The following is a 13,662-nucleotide window of genomic DNA, read 5'->3' as shown; positions in this document are numbered from 1 at the left end:
CTTTGCCGCTGCGCCGGCTTCGGTTACGGTTGCCGTCATGATGGTTCGATCCGGCAATCCGGCGGTGCGGCTGGGGTGGCTTGTTTCAGCGATGCTGCTGGTCCTGCTCGGCTCCGGCGGGGCCGGTTGGCCGCAATCGACGCCGCCGGCGCTCGGTCTCCAGGAGCAGGGGCCGCAGGCCACGCCAGCACCACCGCCACCGCCGTCGGCTCCCTCGGCGCGCGAGGAAAATCCCGGGCTGATCAACGAAATGGGCAAGCTGTTCGACAAGCTGCCCTCGTTGCTGCCGCCGATCAAAAGCCCGAGCGAGACCATGAACGATCTGTCGCGGCTGGCGAAGCCGTCCACCATGGTCTCGGGGCGCGCGGCCTGCCCGGTCTCGTCAAACGGCGCGCCCGACTGCAAGCAGGCCGCCGACCAGCTCTGCCAGAGCAAGGGCTACAAGGAAGGCAAGAGCCTGAACGCCGACTCCGCCGAAAAATGCTCGGCCAAGGTTTTGATCCCGGGCCGAGCCCGCAAGCCGGATGACTGCCGCACCGATACTTTCGTGACCAGCGCGCTGTGCCAGAACTGATGCGATAGCCTGCGCGCATGCAACAAGGAGCACCCATGAGCCGTACAGAGCAGGATTTCCTCGGACAGCGTGAGATCGCCGACGACATCTACTACGGCGTCCAGACCATCCGCGGGAAGGAGAACTTCCACATCACCGGCATTCCGATGAACCAGGAGCCTTACTTCGTGAAGGCGCTCGGTTACGTCAAGAAGGCCGCCGCCATGGCCAACCGCGATCTCGGCGCGGTCGATGCAAAAGTCGCCGATGCGATCATCCTGGGCTGCGATCGCGTCATCGCCGGCGACATGATGGATCAGTTCGTCACCGACTTCATCCAGGGCGGCGCCGGCACCTCCACCAACATGAACGCCAACGAGGTGATCGCCAACCTCGCGCTGGAATCGATGGGCTTCAACAAGGGCGACTACCAGCACGTCAGCCCCAACGACCACGTCAATTACGGCCAGTCCACCAACGACACCTATCCGACCGCGTTTCGGCTGGCGCTGATCCTGCGGCTCGAGAGCTACATGACGGCGTTGCGCCAGCTCCAGGAGGCCTTCTTCGCCAAGGGCCGCGAGTTCGAACGCGTGCTGAAGATGGGGCGCACGCATCTGCAAGACGCAGTCCCGATGTCGCTCGGCGCCGAATTCCGCGGCTGGGGCACCACGATCGGCGAGGAGGTCGACCGCATCTCCGAAGCGCGCGCGCTGCTGCGCGAGATCAATCTCGGCGCCACCGCGATCGGCACTTCCGTCACCGCGGCAGTCGGCTATCCCAAGCTCGCCGTCCGGCATCTGAGCGCGCTGACCGGCGTCGACTTCATTCTTGCCGGCGATCTCGTCGAGGCGACGTCGGACACCGGCGCCTATGTGCAGCTCTCCGGCGTGCTCAAGCGCACCGCGAGCAAGCTCACAAAAATCTGCAACGACATCCGCTTGCTCGCCTCCGGTCCGCGCGCCGGCTTCAACGAGATCAACCTGCCGCAGCTCCAGCCGGGCTCCTCGATCATGCCGGGCAAGGTCAATCCGGTGATCCCCGAAGTCGTCAACCAGACCAGCTTCCTCGTCATCGGCCTCGACATGACCGTCACGCTGGCAGCAAGTGCCGGTCAGCTCCAGCTCAACGTGATGGAGCCGGTGATCTCGTTCGCGCTGTTTTTCTCGATCCGCACCATGGAGCGCGCGGTCAATAGCCTGCGCGAGAACTGCATTGTCGGCATCACCGCCAACGACGAGCACACGCGCAACATGGTGCTCAATTCGCTGGGTATAGTCACGGTGCTGAAGCCGCTGCTCGGCTACAAGCAGTGCGCCGAAATCGCGCGCGAGGGTTACAAGAGCGGCAAGTCGCTGCACCAGATCGTGGTGGTCGAGCGCAAGCTGCTGACGCAGGAGAAATGGGATGAGATGTTCTCGTTCGAGCGGCTGATCAATCCGGATATGCTCGGGTGATGCCGCCCGCCTTTGCGTAGCGAATTCCGCGCGTTGGAATTGCGGTAACGGCGTCCGGGGGCGGCGTCAAAACGCAATACTTGACAGTGGAAAGATTGCCTTGTTGGTATGGCTTCCAGCTTTCGATTTGCCTGCCAACAAAGGATCGTTTCGCAATGTCCATGCCTGCTCTGTTCAAGGGGCGTCTGTCGATCCCCGTGATCGGTTCGCCGCTCTTCATCATCTCGGTGCCCGATCTCGTGATCGCGCAGTGCAAGGCGGGTGTGGTCGGCTCGTTTCCGTCGCTGAACGCGCGCCCGCCCGAGCTGCTCGACGAATGGCTGGCGCGGATCACCGAAGAGCTCGCGGCCTATGACCGCGCGCATCCCGACAAGCCGTCGGCGCCGTTCGCGGTCAACCAGATCGTGCACAAGTCGAACAACCGGCTCGATCACGACATGCAGCTTTGCGCCAAGTACAAGGTGCCGATGGTCATCTCGTCGCTCGGTGCGCGCGAGGAGCTCAATCAGGCCGTGCACGGCTGGGGCGGCATCGTCTTCCACGACGTGATCAACCAGAAATTCTCGCACAAGGCGATCGAGAAGGGCGCCGACGGCCTGATCCTGGTCTCGGCCGGCGCCGGCGGCCATGCCGGCACGATTTCGCCGCTGGCCTTCGTTGCCGAAACGCGAAAATGGTTCGACGGCCCGATCGCGCTGTCGGGCGCGATCGGCAACGGCAAGGCGATCCGTGCCGCGCGCATTCTCGGTGCCGACTTCGCCTATATCGGCTCGGCCTTCATTGCGACGAAGGAAGCCAACGCGGTCGAGAACTACAAGGAGATGATCGCGGGTGCGAGCGCCGACGACATCGTCTATTCCAACCTCTTTACCGGCGTGCACGGCAATTACCTGAAGCCCTCGATCCTCGCCGCCGGCATGGATCCGGAAAACCTGCCGACCTCCGACCCCTCCAAGATGAATTTCGGCACCGACGCCTCCGGCGAGCGCGCCAAGCCGAAGGCCTGGAAGGAGATCTGGGGCTCGGGCCAGGGCATCGGCAGCGTCGACAAGGTCTTGCCCGCCGCCGAGCTGATCGCGCGCTTCAAAAAGGAATATGACGAGGCGATCGATCCGCCGTTGTAGGCACCGTCGTCCCGGCATCTTTCATCTGTCGTCCCGGCGAAGGCCGGGACCCATAATCCCGACGGGTCGTCGTTGCGCTCGATATCAACCACGATTTCGCTTCACAACTGCTCCCTGTGGCTATGGGTCCCGGCCTTCGCCGGGACGACACTTTTTGCTGAACTCCGAATGTGCACCACGGAGAAACGATGACCGCGATCTACCGTGTCGACGGCAACAGTGTCGTCACCAGCCCTGATGCCGCGGGGCCGTGGGACCGGCGGATGCAGCATGGCTCGGCGCCGGCTTCGCTGGTGACGTGGGCGGCGGAACGCATCCCGACGCCGGTGCCGATGGCGATCGCGCGCGTCACCATCGACCTGATGCGCCCCGTCCCGGTGGCGCCGCTCACGATCGAGACCGAAGTCTTGCGCGAGGGCCGCAAGATCCAGCTCTGCGAGATCAAGCTGCTCGCCGACGGCGTGCAGGTCGTCGGCGCTACCGTGCTCAAGGGCAAGACGCAGGCGCTGACGCTCCCTGACGACGTGAGGGAGCTGCCGGTCAATTTGCCCTCGCCGGAGGACTCGCTCGCCGAGGACGGCCACGCCGCAACAAGCCCGTTCGTGCGATCGGTCTCGATGCGCGCCGCGCGCGGTCGCTTCGGCCAGGCCGGTGCGGGCGCGATCTGGTTTCGCGTCGACCATCCGCTGATCGCGGGCGAAGCGATCTCGCAGGCGATGCGCGCCGTGGTCGCCGCGGATTTCTCCAACGGCACCGCCTCGACGCTCGATTTCCGCGAATGGACCTACATCAACGCCGACCTTACCGTGAACTTTGCGCGCCAGCCGGTCGGTGAGTGGATCTTGCTCGACGGCGAATCCTGGATCGGTCCCGACGGCGCGGGCCTCGCGATGTCGCGGCTCGCAGACAGGCAAGGTTATTTCGGTCGAGCGGTGCAGAGTCTGGTGATCGAGAAGCGGTGAGCGTGACGGCTTTGGCCGCGCCAAGTCCGGGTGCTATTTGTCCTGGTGCCACTTGAATGGCAGACTTCCGCCGCCGCGGAAGGGATGCCCTGGTCGCGAACCTCTTCTTGTCCGGAGGCTCTCTTGTTCGACGCCAGCGTCCTGCCAGTTCACATGCCGTAGAAGATCTTGATCTCCCACAGCACCACAACGGTAGCCGTGATCAACGTGACCGCAGCCACCGCACTTTCCAAGGAAGCGACTCTCATTTGATACTCCGCTTCCCAGCCCCGTTCAGCGATCTAGTTGATTCGTAGATTCGCCGGCAATTGCGCGCGCACCGCCTCCACACGCTCTATGGCGCGCTGTTGTTTGCCGGCCACAACAACCCCGTAAAATCCCGGGTGAGGATGCTGCCGCGCGCCGGCTTTCGCGCGGCATGTGCGCGGGGAGGGAGAGCAGGCTTCGGCCCACCAGCACAGTTAATCCCGCATAGCTCCGGCCCGCCGCGCTTAACGGCAGATTAACCATCGTTCGCCCAGAATCCCCCTCACGGCCGCCAATCAGGACCGAGAGGGACAGGCTATGGACTTCGATTTTCTCAACTCCAAGACACAGGCTTCGCTGGACGAAATCCGCGTCCGCGTGGCGCATGCGCTGGCCCGTCATCCGATGTGCCGCAATGTCCGCTTTGACATCCTCAGCGTTCCCCGCACCCGCCGGGGCGGCAACTGGACGGTGACGCTGCAATCGGTCGAGCCGCGCGCCGTCTGGGAGGCCTCCGAGATCGTCGCCGACATCCAGGATGCCTACGATCTGGCCGCAGCTGCTTGATTTCACTCGGTTTTTGGCCATGTCGCCGCAGGCATGGCAATTGTCGCCTGAAAGGCACACTCAAGCCTTAATTATTGCCGTTTTTCCCGGCATTGCTAACAACATCGTGAAGCGGCCTCCCGGAGAGACGTTTGTCCAGAGCCATCACCATCATTGTGCTGACCTGTTTCCTCGTCCTCGGCGCCGCCACCACTGCCATTCTCGGGCGCGACAGCGTGCCCAGCGTCAGCGCCGAGATGATCACGCAGGCCCCACCGAAGCCGCTCGCTGCCAACCGCGCCGCCAAGGCCGACCGGCTGGTTCCGACGCTGGCCCTGGCCTCGGCCGCGATCGACCCGGTGCAGGTTCCCGCCGACAAGCTGTCGCAGGCCCCCGTCCTGACCGAGCCGTTGCGCCAGGCCTTTGCAGCGGCCGCGCCGTCTGATTTCCCCAGGCTCAAGGGGAGCGAGACCAAGGTTGCCTCGTTGGAGGCGCCAGCCACCGCAGAGGCGCCAACCGGTGCGCTCTCCGAGGCCCCTGCCAAGCCGAAGGTCGCCGCCAAGCCGCAGCCGCAGAAGTCCTATTCTTTGCTGTCCGAAGTGCAGATCGCTGGCATCAGGGATCGCCTGAAACTGTCGTCCTCGCAGGAATATTACTGGCCCTCGGTCGAGACCGCGCTGCGCAACGTCGTCCGCAAGATCTCCGCCAACAAGCTCTCCAATCCGAATGCGCCGGGCGTGCCGATCGATCCGAATTGCGACGAGGTCCAGCAGTTGAAGTCGGCCGCGATGCCGCTGCTGTTCCAGCTGCGTGACGACCAGAAAGAGGAAGTGCGCAAGCTCGCCCGCATCATCGGGCTCGAGAAGGTCGCGCAGCAAATCTGACGCCCGATTTCCCCTCGGGGAACCACTGATATCAGGAACATCCGGCAATCCTCACGCGTTGCCCGCTCCGAACAGGGAGTGGACCAATGCGCGCCTCGACAGCCTATTTCGTCGGTGCCGGATCGATTGTCGCCGCCATCGCCATTGGTCTCGGCGGCGGTATCGTCGCCGGCAACATCATGCATCCGATCGCGCCCAAGCAGGGGCCGGATACCGGTAAGATGGCGCAGCGCGCTGAACCGGCTGCGAGCCCGACGACCACGACGAGCGCGCCGTCAGAGCGCGTTCAATATCTCACCGGATCGCAGACCTTCGGCGGAGTAATCGCGGCGCCTGCGCAGGCGCAGGACGAAGCGAAGCCAGAAGCAAAGCCTGATGTGCAGACCACTCAGGCGAGCGCGGAACCTCCGGCGCCGCCACCGCCGCAGACAACAGCCGCGGTCGAGCCGCCGAAACCGACTCCCGCATCGCCTCCGCAAGTAACAAAACCCGTTGAGCCGCAGGCGTCCACAGAGCCGGCCTCTCCACCTGACAACGCCTATGCCAAGGCCAGGGATTCTGACGTGAAGCGTGCGGCGTCCGAGCGGCGACGTGTGGAGCGGCGCGAACGTTGGGCCGAGCGTCGCCGCTATGACCCGCGCGACGCGAGCGGCGCACGCGATCAGACCAATTGGGATGATGTCGCGCGCAACGTCCGCCAAGATTCCGATGTACGCGATGTTGCCCGCCGTCCGCGCAGTGGCTTCATGCTGTTCGGGACTGACGATTAACACCTGACGCATCTCGCTGCGCACGCGATCGTGAGCGGGGGTTCGTTCTACGGCAGCGCTTGCCGCAAATTTCAACTTCCGGATGATCTCCGTCCAAGGCATGATTGACGCTGCCAGCCAGAGGCCGCGTCATGGGAGTAGCGCTGCTAGCTTGGGAACGCTTCTTCGGTCCGCACGGCGAACGCGTGACCGTGCCGGCGCCCGTCGATGGGCGCGGCGCACCCTGGTTGCTCGATTTCCTCGCGACACATGTTCGCGCACTCCGCAATGTCGGCTTCACTGCGATCCAGCTGCCGCCGACGTCGAAGGCGCAGGGCGGCGCCGGTCCCGGCTGCGACGGTTACGGCGTGTTCGATCCCCGCGACATCGGCAGCAAGAACCAGCAAGGCTCGCTCGCCACGCGCTACGGACCGAAAGCGTCGCTGACGCGTCTGGTCGCCGTCGCGCATGCCTGCGATATCGACGTCTATCTCGATCTCGTTCTGCATCAGCGCAGCGGAGAGAACGGCGGCCCCGGTGTTTTCCGCTATCTCGGCGCGGACGGTGAGACGCTGAATGGCCGGAATACCACCGCGCCCGGCTGGTTTCGCGGTGTGCCGCCAGACGATCTGCCCGACGACGACGTGCCGAGCCCGCCCGACGATTTTCCGTTCGGTCGCGAGCTATCCTACCAGCGCTGCCGCCCGCCGCGCGTCACGATCGAGGATGCGCTCGACTTCGGCGAATGGGTGTTTCGCACGACCGGCGCAGACGGTGCGCGCTTCGACGACGTCAAGGGCACCTGGGCGCCCTTCGTCCGGGAATTCATGACCCATGGCGTGATGGCCTCGAAATTCTTCTACTCGGAGTATTTCGACGGCAATCGCGCGATCCTCAACGGCTGGGCGACGCAACCACCGCTCAGCGGCCGCTCGCTCGTGGCCGACTTCCCGATGCACTGGGCGCTGCAATCGGCCTGCGACGGCGGCAATGCGCGCGTGCTCGACGGCGCGGGTTACACCAGCTGGCGTCCCGATCTCACCTGTACCTTCGTCGACAATCCCGACACCGATACTTCGCCCGGCCAGCAGGTCATCAGCAACAAGCTGCTCGCCTATGCCTTCCTGCTGTCGATCGAAGGCTACCCGTTCGTTTACGGCAAGGACTACTTCCCGCCGAGCGTCTGGCCGGGTGCCTACGGACTGAAGCCGTGGATCGACAATCTCGTCTGGATCCACGAGCACCTTGCCAACGGGCCAACCGCCGGCCGCTTTCTCGATGACAAGGTCGTCGTGCTCAACAGGACCGGCGCCCCCGGCCTGCTGACCGCGCTGAATTTCGACACCATGAACGCGCGTGCGATCCGCTGCCAGACCGCGTTCGGGGCCAATGTGGATCTGCACGACTACACCGGCCATCACGACGATATCCGGACGGACGGAAATGGCGTCGCGAGCTTCACGATTCCGAGCAACGCCTTCAGCAAGGGCCAGAGCTATCTGTGTTTCTCGCGCGCCGGCCTGAACCTCGCGTCCATCCGGCATCCGCGCCACACCACGCAGACGATCTTTGGGGCGGCCGATCTCGACACGAGACCTGCCACCAATGCCGAGACCGAGACAGGACAAATCTGGGTGGAGCAGGGCTCGAAGATCGCCCTGCGTGTCGGCCTCGATCGCCACGGCGTGCCGGCAGATGGTTCGCTCAAGGTCACCGTCACCGACGCGCGCGGGCACAGCGTGGTCGAGGCCTTGTGCACCGGCGACCACGTCAGCGCGGAAGGAACGACTGGTGTGACGGGCGAACATCATATCCGTGTCGCGGGCCGGCAGCTACCGGAGCACGGCGCAGCGTTTTCAATCGATCTTACCTACCTTGCTCCACAAGTCATTTGAGAGGGTCTCATGTCATTGCATCTGTTGTGGACGTCCGCCGACAGTCTCATTGCTGCCTTTGCGCTCTCATTCATCGTTCCAGGGCGACACGTGCTGCCGCTCGCGCTGATGTTCGGCCTCTGCGACGGCCTCGGCTCGGCACTCGGGGTCAGCGTGCCGCTCGCGGGTGGGATTGCCGCGGTCCTGCTGATGGCGTGTGGCGCAGTGCTGGTCGTGCGCCATCCGATCGCGCAACGTCTCCTGAACGCGCCGGGCTGGCTCTATGTGCTGCCGCCGTTGCTGGCGATCGACAACGTCGTGTCGCCTACGCCCGAGGCGCCGGTTCTTGCGGCGCTGTCGAGCGCGATCATGGCTGGGCTCGGCTTTGCCTGCGGGGCCATCGTGCTGAACTGGTGGCGTGCAGGCCTGCGTGACGCGCGACCGCTTGCGGCGGCTTGCCTGATCGCAGCCGGCAGCCTGCTCGTTTGGGGAGCCTGACCATGGCCGCCTCCGTCACGACCCGCAGCTATGACCAGGCCAGGACCGGCGCGAACAATGCCGAGACGGTGCTGACGGCGACCGCCGTCCGCACCAAGGGCATCGCAAAACTCTTCAGCATTCCGATTCCCGACGATCCGCGGCTCGAGGCGCAGCCGCTGGCGGTTGGCGGCGTGCAGACGCCTGATGGCAAAACCCGCGATCTCATATTCCAGGCCACAATGGGCAACTGGGTCTATGCGTTCGATGCGGCGACCGGCGAGAAGGTCTGGGCGACGAATCTCGGCCGGCCGATCGTTGGAACGCGCGCGATCGACGGCCATTTGACCAACGTCAATTGGGGGATTCTCTCGACCCCCGTGATCGACGAGGCCGCCGGCATTCTCTACGCCTGCACCTGGATCAGCGACGACGGCAGTGTCGCCAAGGGCCAGCATTTTCTCGCAGGCTTGCGGATCAGCGACGGTTCGAAGGTGCACGGGCTGTTGAACCTCGAGGGCGCAGTTTATACGCCGCCGGGCGGCCTGACCGTGCAGAAATTCGTCTCGGCCGAGCGCAAGCAACGCAGCGCGCTGACACTGACACAGAATCATGTGCTGATTCCCTTCGGCACGATCGCGGAGACGTCGAAGACGGCGCGCGGCTGGCTGATCGCGGTCGATGTCCATGCCTGGCACCTTGCGGCCGCATGGTGCTCCACCGTCACCGACATCGGCGGCGGGCTGTGGCAGAGCGGGGCCGGTCCCGCGATCGGGCCCGACGGTGCGATCTACGTCATCACCGGAAACGGCGCGTTCTCGCCGCAGCATGGCGATTTCGGCGAGAGCATCGTGCGGCTGGCCTTGCACACGGGGCAACATGCGCGTTTCGAGGTGGTGTCGTGGTGGTCGCCATGGACCGATGCCAACCGCGTCGGCGCCACAGCCGCCGCGGCGCTCCACGACGATGATGATGACGAGCACGCGCTGCCGTCCAACGTCTCACTGACTTCGGTGATCGGCCATGCCAGGCGGATGGGAATGGCTCTGAAGCCTATTCATGCGCGTGAGATGGCGCATGTCGCAGTGACCTCCGGACCCAACGCGATGGATGCGCAGATCGCGCCAGTGGTTGCGCAGCAGATGGATGCGATGAACGAGTCGATGTGGAGCGACCAGGATTTTGGATCGGGCGGTCCGGTCTACGTCGCCTCGTCCCACGCCGTGCTTGCCGCGGGCAAGGATGGCGTTCTCTACACCGGCAATGCCGATGCGCTCGGCAACACGCAGCCGGATGATCTCGCGGCCGGCCATTTCGCCGCAAACTATGCCAAGCTGCGCATGCCGCCAATCCTCTATACTTACTTCGATCCCGCCGTGCCGCCGGCGCCGGCCTCGCCCATGCAATTGAATCTGTTTCCAGGTGGCGCAACGCGGCATCTGCACGGCACGCCGCTGCTGTTCTCGTCCGCCGTCCACGGTACGATGCATTTCGTTGGCGGCGAGAACAGCGCGCTGAGGGCCTGGTCGATCGCGGCCGACGGGACCACGACCTATCTCGCCGGATCCAACGAGATCGCCTCGCCGCAATCGCCGCGTCCGCCGGGCGGCATGCCCGGCTGGAGCATCACGCTCGCCGCCAACAACGGCGCGGACGGCATCATCGTGGCAATGGTGCCCTACCAGGACAGCAACATGCTGCGCAGCCCCGGCCGCTTCCTGGTCTATGACGTGCAGAACTTTGCGACCAACCCGGATGGCTCGAAGCGGCTCCAGGTGATCTGGGACAGCGAGAACTGGGGCCCGGAGCACGCCTTCACGCACCCCAAGTTCAATCGCCCGATCATCTGGAAAGGCCGCATCTATCGCCCGACCTATGACGGGCGCCTCGATGTTTATGGACTGACCAACTAGCTTTGTCGCGACCGGCTTATGCCGACCGCAGGCGCATCGCGAGGTGGTGCGACGCTACTTGCTCGCCAGCGGCGACGCCGTCTTCGCCGAGGGCAGCGGCGGTGCGGGCAGCCGCTGCACCGTGATCTTCGCCGTGCCGGTGTTGTTGTGGTAGTACAGATCCGGCGGTCCCTGGAGGACCTGGAGCCACGACGGGACCATCGATTCCGGCATGAGCTGCGGGAAGATCTGCACCGCATCGTTGACGTAGAAGAACAGCTCGCCGGAGTCGGGCGCGACGAACTCGGCGACGACGCGATCAGTCAGCCCTTCCTTTTTCCAGACCTGTCCTGCATCATCGAGCATGGCCTGCGGGATTGGCTCGAAATTGCCGAGGGTTTTCAGCCCGCCCTTGAACTGGTCGATGTCGTCGAGGCTGACTGGGTATTGATCCTGTCCTTCAACATCGTCCTCGGCAGGAATCGTCGGCTTCGTCCGACGCGGCAAAGCGTCAGCCGGGATCACGTTGACGGCCTGCAACGGCAGATCATTCATTCCTTTCGTTCCGATGCGAACCACTGGCTGGAACCAGTTTGCCGCGTACAGACGCAACTCGGGCAAAGCGACGTAGTGGCGCAGCCCGTGCGTCTGGAAGCCGTTCGCTCCACTCATGGTGGTGCGGTCGAACCAGGGGTCCTTGACCTCGACAAAGACGCGGTATTTGCGGCCCTTCTCGACGGCGAGCCCGCTCCACCAGCAGAAGGCCTTGGTATCGAACAGCGTCGTTGCGTCGGTCGGCTCGTCGCGTACTGGCGTGCCGATCTGAGGTGGGGCGGGATCCTGGCTCGTCATGCAGACCTTTCCGAGCGCAACGCGTCCGGTGAACAGGCTGTTCGACAGCACGAGCGCCGTCGAGCCGAAGACCGCAAACAGGAAAACCGCTGGCACCAGCCCTTTGGTGATGACCCGGCCTGTCGGTCCGGCATGCATCCGCATCCAGTGGCCGAACTTCAGGAGCGGGCCCGGCTCGTCGATGTGACTGCGGCTCGCCTTGCGGCGCGGCGTATTCCAGGCGAGACGCGCCCGCTCCTGGATGGTGTCGCGCAGCTCCGAGTTCTTGTTCCAGACCCACCAGGTCAGTGCGACCACGATCGAGGTCAGGAAAGGATAGTAAATCGCGATGTTGAGCCAGGGCGCGGCATAGGACGGCAGCACGTCCCTGATGAGATTGGCGAGCGGAGCCACCACGGCGCCAAACACCCAGTCGATGTTGGCGATGATGGAGATCCCCTGGTGGCCCACCGGCTGCTTGGACCATTGCACCAGCGGATACGCGATCAAGGGCCAGACGGCGATCACGCCGACCATGAACAGCAGCGAGAAATAGGCGACGCGTCGCCACCACACTGTGTCGCGCGTGAGCGAGGCCATCGCGGCGTCCGGCATGCTCATCGCGGTGAAGGCGTCGGCCTCCTTTAGCCGTCGCGGTCCCCTGGCCTTCGCCAGATAGGCCGTCTTCATCGTCTCGCGAGTTCCCTCGTCGGTGAGGTCGAGCTCGTCGCCATTCGGCATCAGCACCCGGGCGTCGGCCGGAAGCATGATCGGCGCATAGTCGTCGCAGCCGTGCAGCATGCGCTCGACCACGGCGAAATGCACCACAGGCGCGCCGCCATTCGCCGCGCCTGGCAGGACCGGACGCGGGCCGTAGCGGTACAGCACCGCCGCGCCACTGCGTGAATCATGCCTTGGCCCGATCGCCGATTGATAGTCCTCGAAGTGCTGGATGGTGCCGCTCTGGAAGCGGAGCCTGCCGGCGAGTTGATCGACCATCCAGACCAGCGGCACGAAGGACAATGTGCAATCCGGATAGCCGCCGCCGATGTCGGAATGGACGCCGGCAAACCACACCTCCTTGACGGTCTGGTCGGGCGCCAGGTGGCTCTGATCGATCCGCAGCGGATGGAAGGTGGTGCGCTCGTCGTCGAGCGCGAGCGCGTGACAGATGTGCTTCGCCTTGTGCGAGGGCCGGTGATTGCGGAACGAGATCGGCCAGATCGCCCAGTCGATCGCGACGCGCAGCTCCTCGACTGGAACGCCAAAGGCCTCGACCGTGTCGAACAGCCCGAGAAATTCGATGTTGACGTCCTTGCGGCCGTTCATTGCCGCACGGACATCGGCGTAGGAGCGGTGTCCGCAGATCGAATGATAGAGATGGAGCAGGACGTCGCGGATGAAACGTGCGATCCAGATCGTCGGCAGGCTCTTCTTCATCGGCACGGTGTCGCTGCGGTATTCCCGCCAGGCGGACATGACGTTGCGCTCCATCTCCGCATGCGACACCGGGGTGTCGCCGATCACCGCAGGCACCAGGCCCTGGCTCGCGATCAAGGCTGCCAGCGTGCGCGCGGTGAAGGCGCCACGGCTGAAGCCGAAGATGTAGATCTCGTCGCCCTCGCGCCAGTTCCAGCACAGGAAGCGATAGAGCTTGCGGACGTTGGAAGGCACGCCAATGCCGGTGGCGCCGTCGATGGCCGCAAACGGCGCCCAGCCGGCGGTGCCGACGCCCTTGATGTAGTGCGCGATCTGATCTGGCTGGGTATGGTCCAACGCCTCGTAGAGGCGCCAGACGCTGGATTCCTGGGTCGTGAACGCGTTGCCCGTTCCGTCCGCGAACAACACCAGCTTGCGCTTCGCCTGACTGGCGCCGGCATTGGCCTGGTTGCGCGCGTCGTCTTGAGCGGAATGAACGGCACGATCTTCCACGTCGTGGTGCGACATGAGCCCCTCCGGCAATTGCGGGAGCGCGTCCGATTCCGGATCGGGCGGCGCCCGAATTCAATCAATGGTTTGCGTAATTAAAATGTGAGTGCATTCTGTGCACAAACCCGCCGAGGTAGC

At 64.5% G+C, this 13,662-nt stretch carries 11 protein-coding genes; 10 read left to right on the top strand and 1 reads right to left on the bottom strand.

The window, feature by feature from the left end; genetic code table 11:
* Positions 1-37: 37 nt before the first annotated feature.
* From UB31_RS03400 to UB31_RS03350, 10 genes are all read left to right on the top strand, one after another.
* Positions 38-574, top strand: a complete 537-nt coding sequence (locus tag UB31_RS03400; RefSeq protein WP_045009809.1) for a hypothetical protein — start codon at positions 38-40, stop codon at positions 572-574.
* 35 nt (positions 575-609) lie between these two features.
* Complete coding sequence (locus UB31_RS03395) at positions 610-2,010, top strand: aspartate ammonia-lyase (protein ID WP_045002405.1); 1,401 nt, start codon at positions 610-612, stop codon at positions 2,008-2,010.
* Between the two features lie 155 nt (positions 2,011-2,165).
* Complete coding sequence (locus UB31_RS03390) at positions 2,166-3,134, top strand: NAD(P)H-dependent flavin oxidoreductase (RefSeq protein WP_045002406.1); 969 nt, start codon at positions 2,166-2,168, stop codon at positions 3,132-3,134.
* Between the two features lie 188 nt (positions 3,135-3,322).
* Complete coding sequence (locus UB31_RS03385; protein ID WP_045009808.1) at positions 3,323-4,096, top strand: thioesterase family protein; 774 nt, start codon at positions 3,323-3,325, stop codon at positions 4,094-4,096.
* A 564-nt stretch (positions 4,097-4,660) separates the two neighbouring features.
* Complete coding sequence (locus UB31_RS03375) at positions 4,661-4,909, top strand: hypothetical protein (protein ID WP_045002409.1); 249 nt, start codon at positions 4,661-4,663, stop codon at positions 4,907-4,909.
* A gap of 131 nt (positions 4,910-5,040) precedes the next feature.
* Positions 5,041-5,772: a hypothetical protein gene (locus tag UB31_RS03370; protein WP_045009806.1), complete on the top strand. Its 732-nt coding sequence runs from the start codon at positions 5,041-5,043 to the stop codon at positions 5,770-5,772.
* A gap of 86 nt (positions 5,773-5,858) precedes the next feature.
* Positions 5,859-6,542 (top strand): hypothetical protein, encoded by a 684-nt coding sequence (locus tag UB31_RS03365; RefSeq protein WP_045009805.1) that lies wholly within the window; start codon positions 5,859-5,861, stop codon positions 6,540-6,542.
* 131 nt (positions 6,543-6,673) lie between these two features.
* Entirely contained in the window at positions 6,674-8,416 is a 1,743-nt protein-coding gene (locus UB31_RS03360; protein WP_045009804.1) for an alpha-amylase family protein, read from the top strand.
* Between the two features lie 9 nt (positions 8,417-8,425).
* On the top strand, positions 8,426-8,893 hold the full coding sequence (locus tag UB31_RS03355) for a hypothetical protein (RefSeq protein ID WP_045009803.1): 468 nt from the start codon (positions 8,426-8,428) through the stop codon (positions 8,891-8,893).
* Positions 8,894-8,895: 2 nt separating this feature from the next.
* Positions 8,896-10,785, top strand: a complete 1,890-nt coding sequence (locus UB31_RS03350; protein ID WP_045009802.1) for a PQQ-binding-like beta-propeller repeat protein — start codon at positions 8,896-8,898, stop codon at positions 10,783-10,785.
* A 54-nt stretch (positions 10,786-10,839) separates the two neighbouring features.
* On the opposite strand, the gene UB31_RS03345 is transcribed toward UB31_RS03350, so the two are convergent.
* Entirely contained in the window at positions 10,840-13,542 is a 2,703-nt protein-coding gene (locus UB31_RS03345; RefSeq protein WP_045009801.1) for a T6SS phospholipase effector Tle1-like catalytic domain-containing protein, read from the bottom strand.
* Between the last annotated feature and the right edge of the window lie 120 nt (positions 13,543-13,662).

Source organism: Bradyrhizobium sp. LTSP849, from assembly GCF_000938255.1.
Lineage (GTDB): Bacteria > Pseudomonadota > Alphaproteobacteria > Rhizobiales > Xanthobacteraceae > Bradyrhizobium.
This window is presented reverse-complemented; position numbering and strand designations above follow the sequence as displayed.

Coding starts and splice junctions, on each gene's coding strand:
- UB31_RS03365 (WP_045009805.1), top strand. CDS start 5,859: ATGCGCGCCTCGACAGCCTATTTCGTCGGTGCCGGATCGATTGTCGCC.
- UB31_RS03375 (WP_045002409.1), top strand. CDS start 4,661: ATGGACTTCGATTTTCTCAACTCCAAGACACAGGCTTCGCTGGACGAA.
- UB31_RS03390 (WP_045002406.1), top strand. CDS start 2,166: ATGTCCATGCCTGCTCTGTTCAAGGGGCGTCTGTCGATCCCCGTGATC.
- UB31_RS03385 (WP_045009808.1), top strand. CDS start 3,323: ATGACCGCGATCTACCGTGTCGACGGCAACAGTGTCGTCACCAGCCCT.
- UB31_RS03350 (WP_045009802.1), top strand. CDS start 8,896: ATGGCCGCCTCCGTCACGACCCGCAGCTATGACCAGGCCAGGACCGGC.
- UB31_RS03395 (WP_045002405.1), top strand. CDS start 610: ATGAGCCGTACAGAGCAGGATTTCCTCGGACAGCGTGAGATCGCCGAC.
- UB31_RS03345 (WP_045009801.1), bottom strand. CDS start 13,542: ATGTCGCACCACGACGTGGAAGATCGTGCCGTTCATTCCGCTCAAGAC.
- UB31_RS03400 (WP_045009809.1), top strand. CDS start 38: ATGATGGTTCGATCCGGCAATCCGGCGGTGCGGCTGGGGTGGCTTGTT.
- UB31_RS03355 (WP_045009803.1), top strand. CDS start 8,426: ATGTCATTGCATCTGTTGTGGACGTCCGCCGACAGTCTCATTGCTGCC.
- UB31_RS03360 (WP_045009804.1), top strand. CDS start 6,674: ATGGGAGTAGCGCTGCTAGCTTGGGAACGCTTCTTCGGTCCGCACGGC.